21 protein-coding genes and 1 tRNA gene are annotated in these 25,344 nt (G+C 38.8%); 11 read left to right on the forward strand and 11 right to left on the reverse strand.

What is annotated here, in order from left to right; all coding sequences use genetic code 11:
- Nucleotides 1-7: 7 nt before the first annotated feature.
- On the reverse strand, nt 8-484 hold the full coding sequence (gene ybaK / locus DCO56_RS07020; protein ID WP_108633059.1) for a Cys-tRNA(Pro) deacylase: 477 nt from the start codon (nt 482-484) through the stop codon (nt 8-10).
- 8 nt (nt 485-492) lie between these two features.
- The gene (locus DCO56_RS07025; protein WP_108633693.1) at nt 493-2,154 is read right to left on the reverse strand and encodes a DNA polymerase/3'-5' exonuclease PolX; all 1,662 of its coding nucleotides are present in this window, start codon (nt 2,152-2,154) and stop codon (nt 493-495) included.
- Between the two features lie 259 nt (nt 2,155-2,413).
- On the opposite strand from DCO56_RS07025, the gene DCO56_RS07030 reads away from it, so the two are divergent.
- Nucleotides 2,414-3,538 carry a lipid II:glycine glycyltransferase FemX gene (locus tag DCO56_RS07030; RefSeq protein WP_108633060.1) on the forward strand — a complete coding sequence of 375 codons (1,125 nt, stop codon included), beginning with the start codon at nt 2,414-2,416 and terminating at the stop codon, nt 3,536-3,538.
- Nucleotides 3,539-3,541: 3 nt separating this feature from the next.
- Here DCO56_RS07030 and DCO56_RS07035 read toward each other — a convergent pair whose 3' ends face one another.
- Nucleotides 3,542-4,798, reverse strand: coding sequence for a BamA/TamA family outer membrane protein (locus tag DCO56_RS07035; protein ID WP_241254783.1), 1,257 nt, complete (start codon nt 4,796-4,798; stop codon nt 3,542-3,544).
- A 288-nt stretch (nt 4,799-5,086) separates the two neighbouring features.
- Between DCO56_RS07035 and DCO56_RS07040 the strand changes: the two genes are divergently transcribed.
- The 3 genes from DCO56_RS07040 to DCO56_RS07050 all read left to right on the forward strand — a co-directional run bounded on the left by DCO56_RS07040 (nt 5,087) and on the right by DCO56_RS07050 (nt 6,942).
- Complete coding sequence (locus DCO56_RS07040; protein WP_108633061.1) at nt 5,087-5,515, forward strand: nuclear transport factor 2 family protein; 429 nt, start codon at nt 5,087-5,089, stop codon at nt 5,513-5,515.
- A gap of 73 nt (nt 5,516-5,588) precedes the next feature.
- Nucleotides 5,589-5,966, forward strand: a complete 378-nt coding sequence (locus DCO56_RS07045) for an ISAon1 family transposase N-terminal region protein (protein WP_245935753.1) — start codon at nt 5,589-5,591, stop codon at nt 5,964-5,966.
- On the forward strand, nt 5,959-6,942 hold the full coding sequence (locus DCO56_RS07050; RefSeq protein WP_245935752.1) for an ISAon1 family transposase: 984 nt from the start codon (nt 5,959-5,961) through the stop codon (nt 6,940-6,942). The genes DCO56_RS07045 and DCO56_RS07050 overlap by 8 nt, the downstream gene beginning before the upstream one ends.
- A 108-nt stretch (nt 6,943-7,050) precedes the next feature.
- Here DCO56_RS07050 and DCO56_RS07055 read toward each other — a convergent pair.
- The 3 genes from DCO56_RS07055 to DCO56_RS07065 form a co-directional block, all read right to left on the reverse strand.
- Nucleotides 7,051-7,124, reverse strand: a tRNA-Ala gene (locus DCO56_RS07055).
- A 77-nt stretch (nt 7,125-7,201) separates the two neighbouring features.
- A complete protein-coding gene (gene bla / locus DCO56_RS07060) occupies nt 7,202-7,951 on the reverse strand; it encodes a BlaB/IND/MUS family subclass B1 metallo-beta-lactamase (RefSeq protein WP_108633062.1) in 750 nt (249 codons plus the stop codon).
- 68 nt (nt 7,952-8,019) lie between these two features.
- Nucleotides 8,020-8,358, reverse strand: a complete 339-nt coding sequence (locus DCO56_RS07065) for a cupin domain-containing protein (protein ID WP_108633063.1) — start codon at nt 8,356-8,358, stop codon at nt 8,020-8,022.
- 198 nt (nt 8,359-8,556) lie between these two features.
- Between DCO56_RS07065 and DCO56_RS07070 the strand changes: the two genes are divergently transcribed.
- The gene (locus DCO56_RS07070; RefSeq protein WP_342749292.1) at nt 8,557-10,497 is read left to right on the forward strand and encodes an AAA domain-containing protein; all 1,941 of its coding nucleotides are present in this window, start codon (nt 8,557-8,559) and stop codon (nt 10,495-10,497) included.
- Nucleotides 10,498-10,546: 49 nt separating this feature from the next.
- On the opposite strand, the gene DCO56_RS07075 is transcribed toward DCO56_RS07070, so the two are convergent.
- Together DCO56_RS07075 and DCO56_RS07080 are read right to left on the reverse strand one after the other, a co-directional pair.
- Nucleotides 10,547-12,070 (reverse strand): acyl-CoA dehydrogenase family protein, encoded by a 1,524-nt coding sequence (locus tag DCO56_RS07075; RefSeq protein WP_108633065.1) that lies wholly within the window; start codon nt 12,068-12,070, stop codon nt 10,547-10,549.
- A 183-nt stretch (nt 12,071-12,253) separates the two neighbouring features.
- Nucleotides 12,254-13,120, reverse strand: coding sequence for a helix-turn-helix domain-containing protein (locus DCO56_RS07080; protein WP_108633066.1), 867 nt, complete (start codon nt 13,118-13,120; stop codon nt 12,254-12,256).
- Nucleotides 13,121-13,498: 378 nt separating this feature from the next.
- On the opposite strand from DCO56_RS07080, the gene DCO56_RS07085 reads away from it, so the two are divergent.
- On the forward strand, nt 13,499-14,707 hold the full coding sequence (locus tag DCO56_RS07085; RefSeq protein WP_108633067.1) for an exo-beta-N-acetylmuramidase NamZ family protein: 1,209 nt from the start codon (nt 13,499-13,501) through the stop codon (nt 14,705-14,707).
- 282 nt (nt 14,708-14,989) lie between these two features.
- Entirely contained in the window at nt 14,990-15,160 is a 171-nt protein-coding gene (locus DCO56_RS29210; RefSeq protein WP_181390487.1) for a hypothetical protein, read from the forward strand.
- A gap of 29 nt (nt 15,161-15,189) precedes the next feature.
- Here DCO56_RS29210 and DCO56_RS07095 read toward each other — a convergent pair whose 3' ends face one another.
- Both DCO56_RS07095 and DCO56_RS07100 read right to left on the reverse strand, forming a co-directional pair.
- A complete protein-coding gene (locus tag DCO56_RS07095; RefSeq protein WP_108633069.1) occupies nt 15,190-15,540 on the reverse strand; it encodes a DUF2200 domain-containing protein in 351 nt (116 codons plus the stop codon).
- Between the two features lie 62 nt (nt 15,541-15,602).
- Nucleotides 15,603-16,172 carry a hypothetical protein gene (locus DCO56_RS07100; RefSeq protein ID WP_108633070.1) on the reverse strand — a complete coding sequence of 190 codons (570 nt, stop codon included), beginning with the start codon at nt 16,170-16,172 and terminating at the stop codon, nt 15,603-15,605.
- A 225-nt stretch (nt 16,173-16,397) separates the two neighbouring features.
- Between DCO56_RS07100 and DCO56_RS07105 the strand changes: the two genes are divergently transcribed.
- Together DCO56_RS07105 and DCO56_RS07110 are read left to right on the forward strand one after the other, a co-directional pair.
- The gene (locus tag DCO56_RS07105) at nt 16,398-17,147 is read left to right on the forward strand and encodes a HesA/MoeB/ThiF family protein (RefSeq protein ID WP_108633071.1); all 750 of its coding nucleotides are present in this window, start codon (nt 16,398-16,400) and stop codon (nt 17,145-17,147) included.
- Between the two features lie 100 nt (nt 17,148-17,247).
- Complete coding sequence (locus DCO56_RS07110) at nt 17,248-17,937, forward strand: hypothetical protein (protein WP_108633072.1); 690 nt, start codon at nt 17,248-17,250, stop codon at nt 17,935-17,937.
- 14 nt (nt 17,938-17,951) lie between these two features.
- On the opposite strand, the gene DCO56_RS07115 is transcribed toward DCO56_RS07110, so the two are convergent.
- Nucleotides 17,952-18,713 (reverse strand): helix-turn-helix domain-containing protein, encoded by a 762-nt coding sequence (locus tag DCO56_RS07115; RefSeq protein ID WP_108633073.1) that lies wholly within the window; start codon nt 18,711-18,713, stop codon nt 17,952-17,954.
- A gap of 771 nt (nt 18,714-19,484) precedes the next feature.
- Between DCO56_RS07115 and DCO56_RS07120 the strand changes: the two genes are divergently transcribed.
- The gene (locus DCO56_RS07120; RefSeq protein ID WP_108633074.1) at nt 19,485-22,622 is read left to right on the forward strand and encodes a GH92 family glycosyl hydrolase; all 3,138 of its coding nucleotides are present in this window, start codon (nt 19,485-19,487) and stop codon (nt 22,620-22,622) included.
- Between the two features lie 398 nt (nt 22,623-23,020).
- Nucleotides 23,021-25,339 (forward strand): GH92 family glycosyl hydrolase, encoded by a 2,319-nt coding sequence (locus DCO56_RS07125; protein WP_219929338.1) that lies wholly within the window; start codon nt 23,021-23,023, stop codon nt 25,337-25,339.
- The last annotated feature ends 5 nt before the right edge of the window (nt 25,340-25,344 follow it).

Below are 25,344 nucleotides of genomic sequence, written 5' to 3' on the forward strand. Positions count from 1 at the left end.
GAAAATTTTAAACACTAATTAAGTCTGACCAGATGGCTTGTGTCAACGTTGCGAGGTCATTAGGATTTAGTATCATCTGAAGGCCCCTTTTTCCTGCGCTTATAGAAATTTCCTCTTCTAACTGAGCGGCTTCTTCGATAAATGTCGGAAATAATTTCTTCATACCAATAGGGGAGCAACCCCCACGAATATAGCCTGTTACAGTTAGCAGGTCTTTCATGGGGAGCATTTCGCAATTTTTATTGTTGGCGGCTTTTGCGATCTTTTTTAAATCGAGCTGAGCATTTCCGGGAATTACGGCAACAATGTATGGATCTTTATTTCCTTTTAATACCAGTGTTTTATAAAGTGTTTCAGGGGATAGACCCAAGGATAAAGCCACATGATCAGCACTTACATCATGATCATCAACTTCATATTCTCTTAAACTATATTTTACTTTTGCCGTATCTAAAAGACGAACGGCATTTGTTTTATGTGACATGACGATCTCTATACGCTTTTGCGATTTGTAAAATAGTTTGTAATCTCTGCCAACGTATATGTATTAAGGCAATTTTTTGACTCAAGTCCACCTTTTTGTGCAACAAAAATACCATACTGCATGTCCAGTAGACCCTCAGTGCGATGCGCATCGGGGTTAATGGATAACAATACACCTTTTTCCACAGCATAGCGATGCCATCTCCAATCTAAATCTAGTCTTAAAGGGTTCGCATTAATTTCAATGACGACCTGATTAGCGGCGCAGGCATCAATTATTTTTTTAAAGTCGAGTGGATAGCCCGATCTACTTAATAAAAGACGGCCTGTTGGATGTCCCAAAATTGTTGTATATGGGTTTTCAATTGCTTTAATCAATCTGGCGGTTGCTTTTTCCTCATCCATCTTTAAGTTGGAGTGAACAGAGGCGACAACAAAGTCAAATTGTGCTAGTACCTCATCGGGGTAGTCCAGTGATCCGTCGCTTAGAATATCGGATTCTATCCCTTTAAAGATTTTAAAAGGCGCTAGTTTTTCATTTAAGCTGGCAATTTCCTTCCATTGTTCTACCAATCTCTCGATGGAAAGGCCATTTGCATAGACGGCAGTCCGTGAGTGATCACATATTCCAAGATATTCAAGACCTAGTGTATCTTTACAATGAAGAGCCATTTGTTCTAAATTATGTACACCATCACTGTAGGTTGAGTGATTGTGTAGTGTTCCCTTAAGATCTTTAAATTGTATTAATTGTGGTAGAGTATGGTTCTGAGCGCGTTCGATTTCGTCGAGACCTTCACGTAATTCTGGTTCAATATAATCAAGCCTTAAATTGCGATAAATTGCCTCTTCGCTGGAAAGTGAAGGTAGATCAGAAAGAATGTTGAACAGAAGATCCAAATGTGCAGCAGAACCTGTACTGAGAATGAGGTCGCGATAGAAATCATTGATATTCGTACTGAAAACCTTGAATGTAAAACCGAATTCATCTGTGATTTCCAAAGAATTTTCTGTTTTCTCTACCAATGTGTAATTAATCAGAAATTTTTCTACGGCTTCAATGCTTTCGGAAATGAGAAGATCTACCGTACTTAATACTTCGCATTTTCTTCTAAAATCTCCTGTGAAAGATAAGAGCGAAGAAGGAAAGTGTGTTTTTAGAACAGTGTAGAATACATCGGCCTGAGGCAATACCTTTGCATACAGAAACCACCCTTGATTCGATATTGAAAATTCGATGGATTTTTTTATTTCTTCCTGGGTTTTTAATCCAAATCCCTTGGCTTCAACAAGACGGTTTTCATTGCAGGCATACAGTAGTTCACCGACGCTTTCAATCCCTAGGTCTTGCCAGATAATCTGCACCTTTTTGGGGCCTAGACCTTTTATGTTTAGCATTTCAACAACCCCTGATGGCGTATTTGCCAATAACTCATCAAGCTCCTTAAACATTCCCGTTTGTGCCACCTCTTTTGCTTTTTCGGCTGTACTTTTTCCTATACCCTGTTGTGCACTCAATTCTTCAAGCGAGGCTTCATCGATACGAAAAGGTAATTTGTCCAATTTAAAAGATGCACTAGCCATTGCCTTTGTCCGGAACGGATTTTCGTTGTGAAGTTCCATCAATTGGCTACACAATTTAAAAATTTTAGAGATCGCTTTATTGTCCATCATTGTCGGTGAGTTGTTAGGCTACAAATATCCTAAATTTTGAACCAAAATACCAACGAAGTTGACAATATAATCCCGTTAAATAATGTGAAAAAGCCGTTTTTTATTAGAATAATTCCCTGTTTTATTAAATTAACAACAACGTGACAAATGAACACCTGTATAACCGAGCATTTTGGCTAAGTTTGTCGTTTTTGGGTATTGAAATCGATAGAGGATATTGTGTTTTTTGAAATATCCGATAACAATTAGTGGTGTTATGATAGCAGATATAAGTGACAAAGAGGTCAGCGGCCTTTACAAAACAGGTATTATTCAGCAGACAGCCTATTGGTCCGCTGTGAAAAAGATGCAGGGGATAGCGTCTAAAGCGTTTAATTTCAAATCTAAACGTTCGGATCTTTATATAGGAGTTGAAGAGGATACTTACTTTGTGGGAGATCTGTTGATTATAATCCAGACGATAGATCATGAACATAGCATAGCTTATGTACCGTATGGACCTGAAATTGAACCATCAGAAGAAAATCAAGGCCATTTTTTAGAGCAACTTTCCGAGAGTTTACGTGGGTATCTGCCTCAAAACTGTATTATGATACGTTATGATTTATCCTGGGAATCACATTGGGCGAAGGATGATGATTGTTATGACCTTTATGGAAATTGGTTAGGTGTTCCAGAAAAACGAATTCAGGAAATGCGCTTTAATTTTAATACGGAACATTGGAATTTTCATAAGGCAAATACGGATATTCTTCCTTCTAATACCATTTTTATGAACCTTAAGGGCGAAGAAGATCATTTGTTGGCCAATATGAAATCAAAAACGCGATATAATATTAATCTGGCACAAAGGAAAGGTGTAAAGGTGCGTTCCCTTGGCCTGGAAAGTCTGGAGATCTGGTATGAATTATATCGGCAGACAGCTGCCCGAAATAACTTTTTCTTACATGATATCAACTATTTTAAGATTGTGCTTTCAGCAAGAGCAAACGATACATTGTCGCCGGCGGACGTTTACCTGTTGGTTGCAGAGGTGGAAAGTCAGCCCTTAGCTGCAATGTTTCTCGTCATAGCGGCAAATCGGGGCACCTATTTATATGGGGCATCGGCTTCTGAAAATCGTAATTATATGGCTACTTATGCTTTGCAATGGCGTGCCATGCAGGTTGCAAAGGAAATGGGGTGTACCGAATATGATTTCTTTGGTGTATCTCCCCAAGCTGATCCATCACATCCCCTATACGGACTTTATAGATTTAAAACCGGGTTTGGAGGTGAAATTTATCATCGTATGGGCTGTTGGGATTATCCATTAAACAAAGAAAAGTATAGATATTACGCCTCCATGGAGTTTAAAAACCAAAGTTATCACTTGAGTTAAGTATTAAAATACTTCACCCAAAGTCAGTCTCACACCACGGTGATTCGTACTGATGCCGTAGTCAATGCCAATATTGGTGCCTGAATTTTTGTTGAATTTAATTCGGGCACCTGCACCTGTACCAATATTCCAGTCTGCAAACATGCTGTTTTTGGGGCCGTTCACAGTCGTGAAATTCATAAAAGCAACAAAGCCAAACAGCCCATTGCTGCTGATGTCACGACGATATTCTGTTTCCAGATAATACAATGATTTACCTCGGAATCTACTTACGGGGAAACCTCTTCCAGAACTATTGTAGGGGTCCCAGCCCAAATTGGGTAAATCAAGATAGGGCGCTTTACTATTGAAAACAGTCCAGAAAAAGCTACGTACAGCAATCATATTCTGCTTGTTGGGATCCTGAGTCAATCGGTGATATCTTCTGATTTCGAGAAATAAGGATTTCCAATTTTGATCACTCCCCATAAAAACCGGATTTACGCGAAATTGTAAATTGGCATAATTGCCAGACCAGGTATTAATAGAATTCGCACGCGTATCATAAATGAGATTGAGACTCAGACCCGATGAAACAGTATGATCTTTTAAATCCGTGCCATAGGGATAGGAGGTGTAGTCTGCAAGCGGAATATCACCGGTAGATTTGATGTTCATTCGGTAATCCAGATCATAACCAATTCCCATAAACAGTCCCCCGTGTATTCTTTTTAGCGCGTGTTGATATAACCTAAAATAGCTATAATCCAAATTGATCTGCTGGTCACCATGATGTTCTTTTCCGATTCCCCAGGTTTCATGGGGGTATTTTAATAGTCTGATATCACCATCAATCACCCAGGTATTATCTTTCAGCCATACATAGGAGCGGATAGGGAGGCCAAATCGCTTTCCAAAATTTGTATAGGGTGTGAAAGTGACTTTTGACATATAGGTGCTCTTGCGTTCACCTAGGTAGAATCCGGCTGTGGTACTTGTGATCAGCGCATGCCCACCTCCCGGAACGTTTGTTGAAAACGGCAAAAAAGAAAAGTAAAACTTTTTTCCTGTGCTATCGACCGACTGCGGTGGCTTTATCTTAAGGATTGCTTTTCCAATATCGATCAGGTCGCGCTGTTTACTTGTATCTGCAACATGTTTGGTAATTTCTATTTCATTGACTGGTCGTTGTGCGTATAATTTAGATTGGTATATCACCAACGAAACCATCAAAAGGGTGAAAATAGTATAAGAAGTATGTCGTCTGTCGTAGTGTGCCATGAAAGCACGCAATCTAAGAGGAATTGGACAGAATTGCAATATTCTGTGTAATAAATTATTCTTTCTGTGGAGTTTTACCGATAAGTCGACAAAGCCGAATTTTTATTCACCTACAAAAAAACGGCATTTACCGATTTTAATGTAATGTTAATCTAAATGTAATGGAATCAACACATGAGTTGTCTTAAATTTGAATCAGAAAGTAAATGAAAAAAAAGCGCAACAAATTTAGGTTGTGTGCGACTATAGAATAAGAAAATATACTAATACATTATAAATAGAAAAGATATGAAAACTTTAGTAAAAACATTTGTGGCAACAGCAATGATAGCAATCTCCACTTGCTCAATGGCTTCGGTTAAACCAGAAGAACGTAATTTAATTACAGCTGATTTGGCAATTGATGAATATGTTGGCGCAATGACCGAAGGTCAGGTAGCGAATTTAGATAGGCTATTCACTTCTGATTTTAATCAGAAAATCTGTGGTAAACAAGATTTAAATCACAGCCGATCGGAGATGATTGAGTTCTTGAAAAAACAAAAAGGAATAAAAATGAACTGTAAAACAACAACGCAGATCGTTGAAGAATTACCAGATTATGCTATTGCGAAAGTAACCATGCAATTTGATGGTTTCTCTAAGACCGATTTGATCACACTTGTGAAGGAAAACGGTGCTTGGAAAATTTCTAAATCAGTTAACTCTTACAAATAGGAATTACTGCCACAAATTGAAATGATGGGATCAAGCAGAATTCTTGGGGGGAATTGAAAAAATACTTAGTTTAGTGTTTTTAAAAACTAGAGAACACTTGGAAGCTGCCGAACGTAAATTATTATCCTTGTTAATGCCCGAAGGGCTATTAGAATATTTTCAGATTTTAGAAGTAGATCAGGTAGAAGATCAACTTCATATCTATTTAGATGAGCTTAATATTACTCCAGCGGGTTATGAAAATAGTAACCTAGAATCAAAAGGTTTTATGCCTTCTACGGAGATTTCCGATTTTCCCATTCGGGGGCAGAAAGTTACCCTGCATATCCGTCGTCGTCGTTGGACTGTTTTGGACACTGGAGAGATTATCACAAGAGATTGGAATCTAGTACGTGAGGGTACCCGAATGACAACAGAATTCGGGCTTTTTTTAAAGAAGATATTTGGATAACCATCCTGTAAGTGCCCAGTTAGTAGGTTTGTTCTTTCAGATGGATGGCAAGCTGCTACAAGATCAATATAAGAATCATCTGAGCGATTTCCATGATTGGGATCAAAAATCACATGCAGAGAATTGGACACTATTTCCACAGAATATAGCTGAACACTTAAGTATTGATGAGACCAGTTTTAGTAATGGTGAACTTTATACCATTGTAAGTAGTAAATCTGCAAAAGGTAGGAAAGGAACCATTCTAGCGACAATCAAGGGAACAAAAGCGGAAGATATTATCGCTGTATTAGAGCGAATTCCTCTTGGTACAAGAAACAAGGTTAAAGAGGTGACCATGGATATGGCTCCTAATATGGCTAAGGCTATCCGTAGATGTTTCAGAAATGCCAGGCGGGTAATAGATCGTTTTCATGTTCAAAAGCTAGCATACGATGCTGTTCAGGAACTACGGATCCAGTATCGCTGGGAAGTATTGGATATAGAAAGCCAAAAAATAAAGGATGCAAGAAAGCAAAGTCTTCCTTATGAGCCAGAGGTATTATCCAATGGAGACACCATCAGGCAACTATTGGCTAGATCTAGACATCTGTTGTTCAAGCACCCTGGGCGGTGGACAGAAAGTCAAAAACATCGTGCAGAGTTATTGTTTATTCGCTTCCCAAAGCTAAGACAAGCATATGATTTAGGGATTGCTCTGGGTGCTATTTTTACCAAATGCAAAGACAAAACACTTGCCTTTACCAAATTGGGTCTGTGGCATAATCAAGTGGAGAATGCGGGCATCCTATCTTTTGAGAGTGTAGCAAAGTCTATTGCAGCACACCACCCTGAAATCCTGCATTACTTTGACAACAGGAGCACAAATGCTTCAGCTGAGTCTTTCAATGCTAAATTAAAGGCTTTTCGCAGTGTATTCCGTGGTGTAAGAGATACTACTTTTTTCTTGTATAGGGTGATGAAATTGTATGCCTAATTATCTTTAACCCCCAAACTTTCGGTATGATCCAAATGATGTTTCGGGAAACTGAGCAATGTATAAAAACAAAAGAGGCTACTTGTGAAAAGTAGCCTCTTTTGTTTGTGGAGCATATCAGGATCGAACTGATCACCTCTTCACTGCCAGCGAAGCGCTCTAGCCAGATGAGCTAATGCCCCCTTTGTTTTTCTGTCGCTAAGATAATACCTTTTTTGTAAAAACAAAATTGCTTTTTTATTTTTTTTAGTATTATTATTTATTGCTTCTCGTTAAGCAACTCTTCGGTACGTTGTATCTGCTGATTATCCTTCCATTCATCATGTCCAGGGATAACCATTTTTATCTGGGGATACTTCGCTAATAATCTGGCTAATGCAGGCTTCCAGGCTTTGACGTCACCATCAACAATATTACCTAAATTTTTTGCCTCCGAGCTTTTGATAAAGCAACCCCCATCCAGAATTTGATAGTCCGGAAACCAGACAACGACATTATCCAAAGAATGTCCTGCACCAAAAAAGTTCAAAACGAAGGACTGACCACCGACTTTATAGGTCTTGTTGATTTTGACGAGATGCGTAGCTTGGGCTTTATGATTTGCCTTAAGCAGGTCGTTGGTCATTTTTGTCGCATAAGTTGGAATGCCGATACGATTATAATATGCAAACCCTCCCGCGCGATCCTCATGCCAATGTGTGGCATATACCGCAATGACAGGTAGTTGATGCTTTTGTTTAATACTGTCCAAAAGCGGTTGATATTGTGTCGAGTCCCAAGGCGTATCAAATAGAATAACACCCTTCTTGGTGATTAGATAGACCGCATTAGCGGCATATTTGGTGCCTTCAAAGGTATTGTAAGTCGTATAAAGATATAGCTGTGAATTGATCTTTTCAATGGATAATGGTTTTTCCTGTGCGCGCAAAGATGGCAATACACAGCAAGAAAGACCGAGAAGTAGCGTAGCTACTTTTGCGGAGAAGAGCGAAATAGTATTTTTGAACATAAGTAAATAAACGATTGTTCGGAACGAATATTGTTGAGTTGGACCTGTTTAATTCCTTTTTTTACTGGTTACAATGACCTAACGAAATCTTCTCGATGTGGCGTGAAAGAATCTATCAATTCGCCTTCTTCAAGGCATTCACAGCCGTGGATTAAATCTGGATGAATGATACAGGAATCACCGACAGTTAAAATCTCGTCTTTGCCATCAATGTGGTACCTAAACTTTCCGGCGCTGACATAAGATATTTGTGTATGTGGGTGTCGGTGTAAGGCACCGATCGCACCTTTTTGAAAACGGACTTTCATTAACATCAATTCATCGTTATAGACCAATATTTTACGTTGTACACCATCGCCTAGGTTCGTCCAGCTCTGCGCATTATCGTGTAGGAATATCTCACTCATTTTAATCGTTTATATTTTGAAAAATTAAGCAACTAATCGTTATTGCCAATAATAGCAAATAAATATGACTTTTGTAGCTCAGCTTGAAAAGTTGTTGAACAGCATCTGTCGTTAAAGAAAAATAACCTGATTTATTCGAGAAAAATCCGATAACATCTAAAAACTGATCGGCAAGGTGTTGGAAAAAACTGTTACTTTGTGTCTGATCAAAGCGAATGCACAGGTATGAATTATTTCGATGAACTTATTTCCCTATTAAATGAAGAACAGCAATATGATAAGATGCAGCATGAAGCAATATTGTTGCAAAGCAGTTTAAATGAAAGAAGGATGCAGGGGATGACTTGGTTTCCCATTCAGATTACAGATAGTGAACTGGGGCGGGGAGATTATCTGTCAGTTAGTTTAAAAAAAACAAATCATCTCGATGTTGATCATCGGTTCCGTTTCGGGATGCCTGTTTCTCTATTTTCAAACCATGACCCAAAGGCGGACAGGATAGATGGTGTTATATCTTCAGTTAATAAGGAAAGTATGCGGATTTCATTTCGTATAGAAGAACTGCCAGATTGGAGCAGAAGAGGAAAACTCGGTGTGGACTTATTATTTGACGAGCATTCATACCGTGAAATGACTAATGCGTTGCGACAGGCAAAGGAAATCGCGACTGATCCACGACAAGGCAAATTGATTAGAAAGCTTATTGGTGCAGAACAATTATATACAGAAGAAAAAGAATTATTTTTTGAGCATCCAGACCTCAATGACGGCCAGAATAAGGCGGTTCAGCGGGTCTTGGGCACAGCAGACATAGCACTTTTACATGGCCCTCCCGGCACGGGGAAAACGACCACATTGATAAAGGCAATAGCCACGTTGTTAAAGAGCAATAATAAGCAGATACTCGTTGTAGCACCGAGCAATACTGCGGTTGATCTATTGACGGAGCGTTTGGATGCTGCGGGCATAGTCGTCACACGAATCGGTAATCCCGTTAAAGTATCTGAACACCTACAGGAGTTGACCCTTGACAGTAAAATAGATCGACACAGCGCAAATAGGGATATAAAGTCTTTGCAAAGGCAAGTTCGAACCTATACGGATATGGCCCAAAAATATAAACGTAATTTTGGTAAGGCCGAACGGGAGCAAAGGAAAGCATTGTTTGACGAGGCTTACAGAATTCGTAAAGATGTGGATAGGATTCAGGATTTTATCGTGACGGATATTCTCGATCGCTCTCAGGTAATAACGGCGACGCTGGTAGGGGCAAATCAAGATGTCATCCGAAGTCGGTCATATGAGACAGTTGTTATTGATGAAGCCGGCCAGGCGCTGGAACCTGCTTGTTGGATTCCGATATTAAAGGCCGATAAATTGGTGTTGGCTGGGGATCATTGCCAGCTTTCGCCAACAGTGAAATCAAATAATGGTATGGACAATAAGCTTAGTAATACGCTTTTTGAGAAGCTTGTCAATCTTTATCCTCAAGCAGTTTCGTTGCTCGATACCCAATATCGGATGAATGAACAAATCATGAATTATCCTTCCTCAGCTCTATATGGAGGTCTGTTGAAGGCTGATCGCTCAGTAGCGCATTGGACAATAGCAAACGATACGGAACCGATCGTATATATTGATACAGCTGGGGCAGGTTTTGAGGAAACCGAAAGTGATGGTGCAATCTATAATCTTGGGGAGGCCAGTTTTCTGAAATCTCATTTAAAGACAGCCAGCGCAACTTGGGTACGATCTTCTCCAATCGAACAATGGCCTAGTGTTGGGATAATAGCACCTTACCGGAAGCAAGTGTCCATATTAAAGGAAATGTTGGAGCAGGATGAGGAATTACGGCCGTATGCTGCCATTATTAAAGTACAAACCATAGATAGTTTCCAGGGGCAGGAGAAAGATATTATTTATATCAGTTTGACGCGAAGCAATACCGAACAACAGATTGGTTTTTTATCCGATGTGCGCCGGATGAATGTCGCCATGACAAGGGCTAAGAAAAAGTTGGTTGTCATTGGCGATAGTGCAACGATAGGGGTTCATTCGTTTTACCAGCACTTTATTGCTTATGCAGAAAGTCTCGGCCAATACCATAGTGTTTGGGAATGGGATATTGCGGAGATGTAATAGAAAAGAGGGACTGTGGAAAAATTCTTTTCGCAGTCCCTCTCGATTTTTATAAAGAGGTGAAATTCATCCAGTCAGCCTTTTCGTCATAATTCATGAGCGGCTCTGCATTATTGTTATTAGATAGTTGACCTACCAACATATAAAGGTCCATACTAACGTGTTGACGTGTAATTTCAGTCATTTTATCATTAAAACCAGCGTTATTGATTTGTAAGACATATTGGAAGCAAACAACACGGGCAATTATTTTTCCTAAGGTGACCATCTCGCGCTGTTTAGGTTGAAGTGGGAAGTCGAAATTTAAAATGGAGGAGAAAAATGGAGCCGCAAGTTCGGTTGCAGGATTTATTTTCAGGAATGAAAGTAGATTGCTCTCCTTGCTTTTGCGCATCAGTTTAGCAATTGCCTCCGCAACCTGCGAATAAAGCATCTCGTTTGAACCTTCAAAAATTTGGAAAGGTCTACTATCGACTAAACCGCGTCCGGCAACATGATCCAGTCTATAGCCATTTGCCCCAGACAACTGTACGCAGATCTGTGCAGATTCGTGCATAAGATCTGTTACCAGTGCCTTGACACTGTTGGCGTCTACACTGTGGCCAGAAAGATCATTCTGAATTGAACTGATCGAACTACTATATGCACACATCGCCGAACATATCGTAAAAGCTGCTTGTAAACGGGACAATTGAAACTTCACAGCATCCAATTCATTTAAAGGAATTCCACTGACACGTCTTTCGGTACAATGTTTCATGGCCTCATCCAACATCCGTTTTATGAAACCCATACCCATGCCCGGAAATTGAAGCCTGCTTCGATGCAAGGTGTCCAACATGAGTTTTATACCAGTGCTCTCCGGGGTTAAACGGTAATCTACCGGTACTTTGATGTCTATTTTATTGATGCCGTAAGGAATGGCATATAGACCAAGACTATTATACTTTTTCAGTACTTCAATTTTCTGCTCTTCGATGGAATTGTCGGTCACAAAGAAATCTATATCCCGTACAAGTTCACCATGCTCATTTTTCTTTCGAGCAGTAACCAGCCAAAAGTCTGCAGCACCTGTCAAGCCTTGCCAATGTTTTTCTCCCCTAATATGATATTTATCTCCCGCTTGTTGGTAGGAGGTACGCATATTGAGGGCATCGCTTCCGTAAGCTTGCTCTGTGATCATCAATCCGCCCATGGCTTTATTCTCTAAAAATTGATGGAATACTTTTTCCTGAAGTAAAGTATTGCCATACTTGGCAAAAGGTTCCAAAAATAAAGCGATATTGATACCGAAGATCAGGGAAAGTGACAGAGACTCATAGGAAGCAGCGGCAAGCACCCCCAGACATTCCTTTACATGTAATCCACGGCCACCGTGATGTTCAGGAATAGCAACGGACAATGGTCTCATTGCCATGATTTCGCTTAAAAACTGCGGGGGTAAACCACGTGTTAAACTCAGGTTATTATAGTCATATTCCGTATGGAATAAGCTTGACAATCGCTCTTTGAATTTTCCGATATATAAATCGAAATCTTCGATCTGTTTTTTTTGTCCTAAAACGTTAGACATCGCTAGATATTGATTAAATGATAAAACATTTGCAATAGTAGATGTATACGATATATCCCTTATTTAAGATAGCTGTGATTTACTCCTAACATCCCATCGCTATACAAAAATAATTCATATCGCTGTGATTGGTCTGTCCACTTTTGTATAAAATATAGGACAAATCGTGCATGTCTAAAAATGTTAGGTTGCCTTGTTTCGATAAGAAGTAGGGGAAATTCCTACGATTTTTTTGAATAAACGGGAGAAATAGGAGGGGTCAGAAAAATCCAGCTCATAACAGATATCGGCAATGCTTTTATTTGATTCAAACAGAAGAAATTGACTATGCATGATAAGTACTTCTAAGATCAGTTCTTTAGAGGATTTTTTGAACACTGAAAATACACAGCGATTCAGGTAATTGGTCGATACTGCGAGCTTATCTGCATAAAAAGCAATATGCTTTTGTTTTTTGAAGTTTTTGTGCACAAGCTGTTTAAACATCATTGCAATTTCCTGCCTTCGGTTGAGCGCCTGGTTTGAAGAAGATAGCTTAATAATCTTTAATAAAAGGGATTTTAGCAAACTTTCAAACAATTCTTTATAAGGCGACTCAGAAAGTAATTCGTTGTAAAGTAATTTGAAGAGTTCGTTAAGATCTGTGCTGTCTTGTGTAGATAGGTTTAGTAGAGGCGAAATATTAAAAATATTCAGGATCTCTTGTTCCCTAAATATGGAAGTCATGGCGTTGTCATTGATCAGTACACAATGTCCCTTTGCCGATTTGTCAACAGATTTGATCGTCGAAATATTGCCGTAATTGCTAATGAGAATCGCCGGTGCTTTTACGACATATTCTTTTGCTCCAATCTTGTGTTTAAAATAACCTTCTGTTATATGTACAAGGAGATTGTATCCCAAGAAAATGGGAGGAGTGGGGAATTTGATATAAGGGGCAATTTCACTAAGCTGGAATATTTTAACTGGAGACTGCTGGTACCTCAGGTGTTCCAGACTACCTGTCATAAACCGATCTACAAATTCACCTGCGTTTACCTGCTTTTCCATTGTTGTCCATTATGTTTTTGCAAAACATCAAATTCTCCTATTTTCTGATTAATATGACGCGTTGCAAACGGATTTTACGTAATATCAGTATAATATTTCAAAGGTAATGCGATAAAATAGCTTTGTCAATATAAAATGTATGATGATTTTTAAAAATAGGTGCAATATGCTGCCATTGCTGCCAATAGCGGCACTCCATGATCGTTTTTATGCAAGGGTAAAAAACTAATCGGATTTTCTAACCATTTAAGACCTGGGCGATAGTTATGATCGATAAAAAATGATTTTGGAAAACGAAGGTTTATCATTAGCTTTAATCTTTAGCAAAATCTGAATCGTTTGTTTCTCAACGACTTCTTTATTATAAACCGAGCGAGTATGAAAATTGTATCTGTTTTTTTATCATTATTTTTTTCTTTTGTTGCTGTTCGGGCGCAGGACCGGATCAATTACTGCAATGATTACATCCAAACGGGTGCAGAACGAACTGAGCAATATATACCTTACCTCAATGGAAAGCGTGTAGCTATTTTGGGTAATCCATCTACCGTGATCAAGAAAAAACATCTTGTGGATAGCCTACTTGCCAGGGGAATTAAAATCGTAAAAATATTTGGACCTGAACATGGATTTCGCGGAAATGCCAGCAACGGAACGAAAGTGGGGGATGAAATCGATCCGACAACTAAAATTCCGGTGATCTCACTTTATGGAAATAAAAAGAAGCCTTCGGCGAAAGATCTAAAAGATATTGATGTGTTTATCTTTGATGTGCAAGATATGGGGGTGAGGTTTTACACGAATATTAATACACTTCGGGACATCATGGAAGCCTGTGCCGAAAATGAGAAGGAACTCTTGATTTTAGATCGCCCCAATCCAAATGCGTATTTAGTTGATGGCCCTATACTGGATATGAAACATAAATCGGGTATTGGTCAGTTTCCGGTTCCGATTGCTCACGGGATGACAATCGCTGAGTTTGCCCAGATGATTAACGGCGAGGGCTGGATGGCAACGACAAAAAAATGTAAGCTAAAGATCATACCCGTAGCGGGATATAATCATCAAATGTTATACAAGCTTCCGGTTAATCCTTCTCCAAATTTAAATACCGAACAGAGTATTCTACTCTATCCAAGTACCTGTCTTTTTGAAGGAGTAAAGATAAATCATGGGAGGGGAACAGATTACCCCTTCACGGTTTTTGGAAGTCCGGTTTATAAAGGATTGTATAGTTTTTCGTTTACCCCCGTGAGTAAAAAAGGAATGAGTGAAACGCCACTCTTTATGAATGAAAAATGTTATGGTTTGGATTTACGGGAATATGATTTGCAGAAGCTGGTGGATAGTAAGAAAATAAATCTTTCCTGGATGCAAGAGCTTTATCAGAATTCTCCTGAAAAAGATAAATTCTTTGATCAGTCATTTTCCAAGCAGATTGGCAGTATAGAAAAATTGGTTGGTGTTGATTCCTTTCGACGACAGATTGCAGATGGGGTTTCGGAAGCGGAAATTCGAAAAAGCTGGGAACCGGGATTAGGACGTTACAAAGAAATGAGAAAGAAATATCTTATTTATCCCTAACCTATTTATCGGTACCGGAAGCTTTTGCGCGGAGTTGTCAATGTCCTTGCAAAAGTGATAAATGCCTATGCCCCAATTTATTGGGGAATTACTATTTAACCCTCAAAAATAAATGATGTTTGATCAAAGATATTATTGCTTTTATGTTGTTTTCTTATGGGGGCTTATCGCAAATTTAAGCGTGGTCTCCGGGCAACAGCTAGCGCGAAGCGCGGACCGTCTTAACTATATCGCTGCCGCTGAAATTCGTTCGCAGCCAGTAAAAGAAATCGCCGTCTATTTGTGGATGAAAAAGGAAAATTAAAGACCAATCTGCAACAGAAGTATGGAGATAATATCAATAGGTTGTTCGCCGCCTATTTACAAATGGGCAGTATCTTTTCCACGATCTGGATAGAACACGGGACGCTTTATTTTGGGGCCGCAGACGGCGCTATTTATGCCGTTGAATAATCTCTGTATGGTCGTATTTTGGAGTTGATTTATTTTCTTAGAATTTTTTCCATTGATTTACCCTTTGCCAGTTCATCAATCAGTTTATCTAAATAACGAACTTTTTGAACAAGAGGATCTTCAATATCTTCTATACGATAGCCGCAAATAACACCAGTAATCTTTGTTGCATTGGTATTGAAATGGGGCGCTTGGTTGAAAAAATGTTCAAAGTCTGTTTTGTCGGCGATGAGCTGTTGTAAAGCCGGTATATCATAACCTGTTAACCAAAATATAATTTCATCGACTTCTTCCTTTGTGCGGCCTTTTTTTTCCGCCTTTTGTATATAATGTGGATACACACCGGCAAATGACATGCGATATATTCTAGTATTGTCCATTTTTCTTTTAATGATCGTTGATGTTTTTTGTTAATTTATCGTTTTTTGAGTATGGAACTTCTTTAAAATATAATTTTCCCTGTTCTTTTATCAAAAGTAATAGTTTTGTTGGGGCTTCCATAAAAAAGTGTTATGCGAAGTGTTGTATCCGTTTCTGAATTGAAAATGATATCTTTTGTGTTTCCTATTCTTGTCGCTGTCCCGTCATGATTTAATGCATTGTCGGTACAGCTAAAAACTCTTTTTTCAATAATTCCTTTTTTTTCAATTACTTCTAACCAGGGTGCGGATAAAACACTATACCCAACGATTTGGGCGCGATAATTTTCGCCTAAATCTTTCGTCATCTCCAAGCCGAAAGGAGACATAGACAATATCAAGGTATAAAAGGGTAGCATCATTGGCAGGATGCTACAAATTAACCCCAATATTAATCCGGACAACATAATCTTTGCCAGTATCTTTTTCCAGAAGACGACAATCACGAGTATACTCAGTCCTAGCCATGTCCAAAAAAGTAGGACGTCACTATAATAACCGATTAAACTTATCTTTTCCAGGTAGTAAGCGAGCATATCTATACTCAGTAATAACGTAATGATAATATATAGTAGTTGTATTTTTCTTTTCATTATAGTGATTTGTTGTTTAAAACACTTCTTCTTGCGTAGATTTTGTTCATATCGCTCCTATGCTTGATTCTATTGTAACAGTAAATATAGTGAACGTGGGCGTAATATACTTATTTACTGTTAGATGTCCGTCAGAAAGAATCTTTGACATTAATCGGTAAAGATGATGTAATAATTTTTAAATTATAGTCCTATCTTTATAGGATACAAAATTGTCGTTAAAAAATGAGTTTGAGGTACAAACGTAATACCATTCATATAAAAGAAGGGGAACAGCGACGCATTCAGGATTTTCGGGTGCTAATTGGGGGCTGCGGTATTGGTAGTTATATCGCTGAGTGTTTGTTGCGCATGGGGTTTGAAAATATGACCATCATTGACGGCGATATTGTCGAACTGACAAATCTTAATCGCCAGAACTATGTGGAGGGTGATATTGGGGTAAATAAGGCTATTGCTTTAAAAGACCGATTGATAGCCATTCATCCAGATGCAAAGATCAAGGCTTATCCCGAATTTCTTGATACAAACAATTTGTATAGCCTTGATTTGAACTGTGACGTAGCTATTAATGCCTTGGATTTTTCTTCAGATATTCCTTTTTTATTTGATGAATATATGGCACAGAAAAATATCGTTGTTGTTCATCCCTACAATTTGGGCTGGGCGGGCTTTTTAACTGTTATTACCCCCGAGAGCCGCAATTTGCGGTCTTTGGATAAAGAGCACCATGCATTTGAGATAAATGTCGGGAAATATATTGTCGATAGGCTAAAGGAAAAAAATATTGATACGAATTGGCTCGAAGATTTTCTTTTGGAATATGGCAAAATCGCAATGGAGTCTCCACCGCCACAGTTATCATTGGGTCTATATTTATTAGCCGGGATGGTTTGCCAAGTTGTGTTCAATATTGCTACGGATAAAGCGATAAGAGTTTTTCCTGAATCGTACTATTTATCTATGCGTGAGTAAAAGAAGCTAAATAAGTATTACCTTTTGTATTGAATCTACTTCTCTGTGAGGATCTAATCAACAAATCTATTTTAATAAAGCATTTCTGAATTTCAACTGCATGAACTGGACGCCCGAAAATTATTATTTTACCAAACTTAATAGTGCAGAACTGCCTGAACTTATTCATTTTTATTTGGTTACCGTCCAAGAACATTATAAACTCGAGGAGTATTCCGAAGAGGATTATGATATCGATTACCAATCTTTGATCGGGGAGGATTCCGTCTTTTTTGATCGGTCCATTTATTATGTTCTGCGGAATAAGATAAATAATGCGATCCATGCTTCAATTCGGATTACCTATTGGGATAAGGAAACTTGTTTGCCTATTCAGAAGTTATTCGATATTAAGACCGAAGACCTGTTGATACCCAACGTTGACAATTTTTGGCATATTGGACGCTTTGTAATTTCTGGGAAAATTATTGGAAATCGGATTAATATTCTTAAAAAAATGCTTTTCGATGCTTTTTATGGTCCTTATAGTTTAGGCAGCGGCTTAATAATTGCAGAATGTGACCGGAAGGTGGTGAACACGTTGCGTAAGCTGGAAATTGAATCTTATCAATTGGGAGATGCTATTATTTACTTTTATTCCGAAACATTGCCTATATATATTAAATCTCAATGGCTGGAAACCTTTATCAAAAAAAATAAACTTTCACATTCCAGTACCGAAAATGATAAGGACATTCAAAAATTTATAACGATGTCAAAAGATATGTTGTTCGATTCCAAAAAAAATTAGTACTGAAAGAACTATTAAAAGAGAGACAACTCGATAGCTAAAGCAGTAGCTTCCGTTATACTCTTTACTTTTAGTTTTGAAAATATCTGTTTTTTATGAAATTTAACGGTATCAATAGATACATAGAGCCTGTCTGCAATCTGATCCATTGTAAGACCCTGCGCTGAAAAAAGTAGTATATTCTTTTCTCGCGGTTTTAATTTTACACGCGGCGTTTCCACCCAGATATCTTTGACCAGATCATATTCAAATTGTCTTCCATCTTCATCAGATTTAAATCTGATGTTACCTGCATTTGCATGCGAAGACATAGAAACTAAACAAAGCGCAATCCAAGGGTTTGAATGGTTGTCCAGCAACAGCGGTTTCAATTTATGGTTAACAAGTAAAGGTTTGCTGCCGGGCTGCTTCAGATGAAAGTCGTATGATATAGAATACTTTAAACGATCATCAGCGCCTAATTTACCATAGAAATCAAAACCAACATCATTTATTTTCTTTAATAAATGAAGATCGCCTTCTGGAACATTAGTTACATAGTGATTATATCCTTCTTTCATTACTTCTGCAGGGGAACTTCCGCATAAAAAAATGGGATTGTCGGAAACAAATAAAAAACTTTTCTTTGAATAATCTATAAGATAGATGCTTTGATAGGTTAGTCGGCTTAGGGATCTTGCGAAATTAATAAATGCGTTTACGATCTCATAATCATCTTTGCTAAAGTTGTCTTTAACATGTATCGGCTTAAAAAAATCTTCAATTTTTATTTTCATAGTTTAAATCACAAAGATGATCTATTGTCACTTCGAAATTTCCAATTAGACTAATGTTATTCTCGCAAATGCAAGAATAAGCTTTCAGCCCAAAGTAATTAACAAAAAACAGGCTTTTCTGACCTTAGTCTATCTAGTACTTTGGCCAAAAGAGTATTTAATTTTTCTTATTAAACCCTTCTAACATAGCGGAGTAATATTCTACACAAATGGGTAGAATATTACTCACCATGATAAAATGTTGTATTTTACTTTGTACCTTTAATATCTTCAAAGCAATTAATATGATATAAATATACTCTATTGGATTCAAATACCCAATGGTTAGCTTTGCTTTTAATGGGAATTTTTAATGCGATACCAAATCGTAGCGAAATTATCTCCAAATTGTTTCAATCCTACTCTCCTTCTTAACATGCTAAATGATCATTATAATTTACGTCGTGGACCTTAGTAGGTATGTAAATACTTGATTTATCCCTTTTAAATAGCTTATCTATATGTATGTACATTTAATTTTTTTTTGTTTGATATTTATTATTATTTATGGTAATATTGTATGCTAGATCTATTATTTTAGGGATTTATTATGTTTTTAAACAACTTTATTGTTGTTTTTTATGTATGTACAATATTATTTTTGAGGATGATTTTCTGTATTGATGGGTGTTTTTTGTTTTTCATCTTCATTCCGATGCAAGCAATAAATGGAAACAAATAACTGTCTGAACAAAAAGACTCGCATATTTTTTATTCTAAAATCCATCAATTATGAAAAAGCATTTTCTCACTACCATTCTCACAAGCATGTTGTTGATCTCAGGGCGATTTGTTTCGGGGCAGGAGAATACTGTTTGGCAGCTGGGCAATCCAGATGGCTCCAGTAAGGAATTCGCCTTGGCTCCGCACGATTACAAGGGATTTCTTGAACATGATTTTGGTTATGAGGACAAATACTTTATTGTTGGCCAGTCTTCGTTATCCCGGGATCTTCCTTATGTATTGCCCGGACCTGCCAATGAATGGGGTGGGACAGGTGGAACTTCTGGTCTAAGAACCCACTTTTTGAATTTATACAGTGTCTTAGGTGGTCATATTGAAAATGGGAAATGGGTGCTGGAAGTAAAATTAGCAAATAACGACCCCAAAAATAAACCAACTTTACAAATCGCAATCAATGGTAAACCTTATAATTACGAACTGAAGAATGGGGACGGCCCTGCTGATCCGGCAGGTACAGGTTCAAAGCCCGGAGCCTCTACGATACGGATCACGTTACCTGAACATCTTATTTCCGAAGGATTTAACCAGGTTACACTGACCGTAATAAAGGGGGGATGGGTCGAGTTTGATTCCTTTAAATTATTGGGGCCTGATCAAGCGAAATTGTTGACAGATTACACTTCAATAGTCAAAGCAGTACGCCAGTCGGATTTTGAGCTAAAAAATGGGAACGAACGCATCCAGTATATGCTCGTTGATCTATTGAAATTGAAAGATCAGGAGCGCATAAAAGTATTGTTGGATGGAAAGAAAATTTATGATGGAACCCATGAGAAGGGATTGTCGCGACTTGAAATCCCAATGCCTTATATATCGAAAGAGATCCGAAGCAAATATGCGATATATGTCAACGATAAATTGATCAGCTCATCTTCCATACAACGTTCACCCAAAAGATTAGGCGGAGTTTCGGATTACGTCAATACCATGATAGGGGCGGCACATTCGAGATGGATGCTGGCACCGGGGCCATGGATGCCATTCGGAATGGTGAAGATCAGTCCGGATAATCAGAATATTGGTTGGCAAGCGGGGTATGAACCTTCAATAGAATCCATTGGTACATTTAGTCATATACACGAATGGACAATGGCTGGACTGGGGACATTTCCGACAGCAGGCCAATTGAGAACGAATGTGGGGGATCAATATTCTGTGAATTCAGGCTATCGTTCTGCAATAGATAAAACAAGTGAGCAGGCGCCATTAGGCTTTTATTCTGTCCATCTTCTCGATCAGGATATTGATGCAAAACTAACTGCGGGCACACGATCCAGTTTTCAAAAATATACTTATCATAAGTCGGATACCGGACGTGTAATGATTGATCTTAAAGTGAACGGCGAATATGATTATAAAATCAAAGATCTTTCCCTTAAAAAAGTTTCTGACTATAAGGTTATTGGCTACAGTAGCCCGTTGTCCGAAAATGTCTGGTCTACGGATGCAAAGCAAGATTATGTTGTCTATTTCGTAATGGAGTTTGATAAACCAATTATCAATTTTGGAACTTGGCATGACGGTAAAATAACAGCTAAGTCTGATCTAGTTGCTGACAGTGCTCAATTTGCGGGTATGTATGTTGAATTTGATGTCCGCAAAGATAACGAGGTACAATTGCGGACCGGAATTTCCTATGTTAGTGTAGCGAATGCTGCTGAAAATCTGAAAACAGAACTTTCTGATCCGTTTGGTTGGTCTTTTGAACGCGTGGTCGCCAATCAACATCGGGTGTGGAATGATTTATTGGGGCGCCTGGAGATAAAGAGCAATGACTATTTGGAAAAAGAGAAGTTTTACACAAATATGTATCGAACCTTGGCTAGTCGCAATACATTTAGCGACGTCAATGGCCAATGGCGGTCTTCTGACGAGGCAATCAGAACGATGACACATCCGGGAGATCTGGCCTTGGGCTGTGATGCTTTTTGGAATACATTCTGGAACTTAAATCAGTTTTGGAACCTGGTTACTCCAGAATGGTCGAATAAATGGGTGCGATCACAGTTGGCTATGTATGATGCCAATGGTTGGCTGGCAAAAGGACCTGCTGGGATGGAATATATTCCAGTGATGGTTGCTGAACATGAGATTCCTTTAATCGTGGGGGCATACCAGATGGGAATACGGGATTATGACGTTACCAAGGCATTTGAAGCGGTTAAGAAAATGCAGACAACGAGTCCGCTAAAATTTGAAGGAGGTTTTGCTGGTAATCGGGATTTAGATATCTATTTGAAGTATAAATATGTTCCTTATGACTTGGGGCGTTTCTCGAATTCGATGGAATATAGTTTTGACGATTGGACAGTTGGCCAATTCGCTAAATCATTGGGAAAAGAAAAGGAGTATAGCTATTTTAATGATCGGGGAAGCTGGTGGAAGAATGCAATAGACGTCAAAAGCGGCTACGCAAGGATGAAAGATGCTCAGGGAGAATGGTATCAGGATTTTGATCCCTTTAAATCCGGGGCCAATCATCATTATGTTGAAGGCAATGCCTGGCAATTGACGTTCTTTGTACCTCAGGATATTTCCGCGTTGGCAAAAATGATCGGAGAGGATGTTTTTCTAAAACGTTTGGAATGGGGATTTGGAGAGAGTGAAAAATGGCGCTATAATGGACCAAATGATCAGTATTGGGATTATCCGGTTGTCCAGGGAAATCAGCAGTCCATGCATTTTGCTTATATTTTTAACTGGTTGAACAAGCCATGGCTTACACAAAAATGGAGCCGGTCTATCGGCGAACGCTATTACGGACAGGGTATTTCTAATGCCTATTTAGGAGATGAGGACCAAGGGCAGATGAGCGCCTGGTATATCATGAATGCCATAGGACTATTTCAGTTGGACGGAGGGACACGAACAAAACCGATTTATGAAATTGGTAGCCCATCTTTTGAAGAAATTAAAATTAAGTTGGGACGACAATTTGGTCGAGGGGAGCAATTCATCATTAAAGCTAAAAATGCAAGCAAAAAGAATATGTATATCCAGCAAGCGACTTTGAACGGGAAGCCCCTGCACACATTCTATTTTGACGCCGAGGAACTGTTGAAAGGCGGCGAATTAGTTTTAGAAATGGGAGATAAACCAAATATGCAATGGGGATTGTCGCATTAGTACTACTATGTCTTTTGTCGAAAGACTATGCTAACCTTATTGTTTACTTTTTCAAAAAGCCGAAATTTTTGTTAAAGTTTGGTTAAACAGGGGTGCGGAAGATAACAATATCTGAGGAGTGGCGTTATAAGTGTAGTTTTCATAATTTAGGTTAATAATTGGTTAGTTAGTAAAAATCCTGAAGTTCCCAGCTTCAGGATTTTTTTTGTGGAGGTGCTTTTCGCTGTTGAGCTAATGCTGCACGGACCATTCCATTGGAATACGCTGACTTTACTTTGTAAGGGTCGACTCATCGAATTCAATGCCATTTTTAGTTCTGCTAAAACCTATTAACATTGTAAAATGATAGATATATGTGTCGTGGATATTTGTAAATCTTTGGTATTATCTGTAGTATTGTGACTACACTTAAAAATGAGCAACTACTGTTCCCTATTTATGGACAGGTCGTTTGCCTTTATCAAGATATGATCAAATTTATCCGTTATTTCCTTTTGGGATTATTTGTTTGGGAGAATGCGTCTGCGCAAAAACTACCGACAGACTATGTCAATCCTTTTATCGGTACCAGTAATTATGGTACTACCAATCCGGGGGCTCAAGTACCTCATGGTTTAATGAATGTATCCCCCTTTAATGTAATGGGATCATCACTTAATGCCTTCGATAAAGATGCACACTGGTGGTCTACGCCTTACGAACATAGCAATAGCTATTTTACAGGCTTTTCGCATGTTAATCTAAGCGGCGTAGGTTGCCCTGATATGGGAAGCTTGCTATTGATGCCAACGGCCGGAAAATTAGAAGTTGACTACCATCAATATGGAAGTACTTATACACAGGAAGAGGCCCATCCGGGCTATTATAGTAACGTGTTAAAAAAATACGGTATCAAAACGGAGGCATCCGCAACCGTCCGTGTGGGAGTATCTAAATTTACTTTTCCTAAAGGACAGGCTAATATTCTGCTTAATTTAGGTGAAGGACTGACGAATGAAACAGGTGCCACAGTTCGTTATGTCAGTGATACGGAACTTGAAGGTTCGAAATTATTAGGTTCGTTCTGTTATACCAATAATCAGGCTGTGTATCCGATTTTCTTTGTGATGCGAGTAAATAAAAAGCCCACTAAGAAAGGTTACTGGAAATTTCAGCGTGCTGGTGAAAAATGGGAGAATGATTGGAACAAAGATGCGGGCAAGTATAAGATTTTTACCGATTATTCGGATCAGTTGTCTGGAGATGATCTGGGCGCGTTTCTGAGTTTCGATGTTCAGGAAAATGAAAGCGTAGAGGTTCAACTGGCTGTATCCTTTGTGAGTGTCGAGAACGCTCGAAAAAACCTGCAGGCCGAGCAGCCAAGTTTTGGGTTTGAACAAACAAGAAAGGAAGCATCATCCCTATGGAACGGCGAGCTATCGAGAATTGAGGTAGAAGGAGGTACCGAAGATCAAAAGACGGTATTTTATACGGCCATGTATCACGCGATGATCCATCCAAATATCCTACAGGATGTCAATGGTGAATACCCTGCTATGGAAAATAGGAGGACACTCGTTGCGGATTACAACCGTTATACAGTATTCTCCCTATGGGATACCTATAGAAATGTACAGCCTCTTATGTCTTTGGTCTATCCGGATAAACAGGTGGGCATGATTCGTTCCATGATTGATATTTATAAAGAAAATGGATGGATGCCTAAATGGGAACTTTATAGCCGTGAAAGCTATACAATGGACGGTGATCCAGCGGTTCCTGTCATCGTGGATGCCTGGATGAAAGGCATTCGGGATTATGATATCGATACCGCTTATGAAGCATTTCTGAAGTCAGCGACCACAATCGATTCGACGAATCGAATTCGTCCTGACAATGCCGATTATGTAAAATATGGCTATGTTCCTCTTCGCGATTCTTTCGATAATTCAGTTTCTCACGCGATTGAGTATTATATGGCTGATTGGAACTTGGCGCAGCTGGCCAACTCACTGGGGAAAACTAAAGACGCACAAACTTTTGGCAAGAGAGCGCAAGGATACAAACTTTACTATTCGCCGGAATATGGTACATTCCGCCCTATTCTTCCAAATGGATCATTTTTGACCCCTTTCAATCCATTGATGGGCGCTAATTTCGAACCTAATCATGGATTCCATGAAGGGAATGCCTGGAATTATAGCTTTGCAATACCATTTGATATCCCCGGCTTAGTTCAATTGATGGGTGGTAAGAAAAAATTTGTAGACAGATTACAGACAACCTTTGACAAGGGGTATTTCGATGTCACAAACGAACCAGATATGCTCTATCCGCATGTTTTTTCGGAAATAAAAGGTGAAGAATGGCGCACGCAAAAGTTGGTGAAGCAAATTCTGGACAAACATTTTACGAATAGTCCCGGAGGGATTCCCGGTAATGATGACACAGGCACAATGTCTACCTGGGCATTAATGAATATGATGGGAATTTACCCTTTTTGTCCCGGTAGACCAGATTATACGATTGTGAGTCCTGTATTTGACAAAGTCACTATTCAACTTGATAAAAAATATTATCCTAAGTCTGATAAGGTAACCATCAGACGCGAAAAACAAGGCGATGGAGAATATATCAAAAAAATTGTGGTTGATGGAAAGTTATTAGCAGGCTTTAAGATAAGCCATCAGGTTTTGGTCAACAGCAAAGATATCCTGATTGTTACCGGAAACAGATAACACAT

Origin of the sequence: Sphingobacterium athyrii (genome assembly GCF_003071065.1) — a bacterium.
Classification (GTDB): Bacteria; Bacteroidota; Bacteroidia; order Sphingobacteriales; family Sphingobacteriaceae; genus Sphingobacterium; species Sphingobacterium athyrii.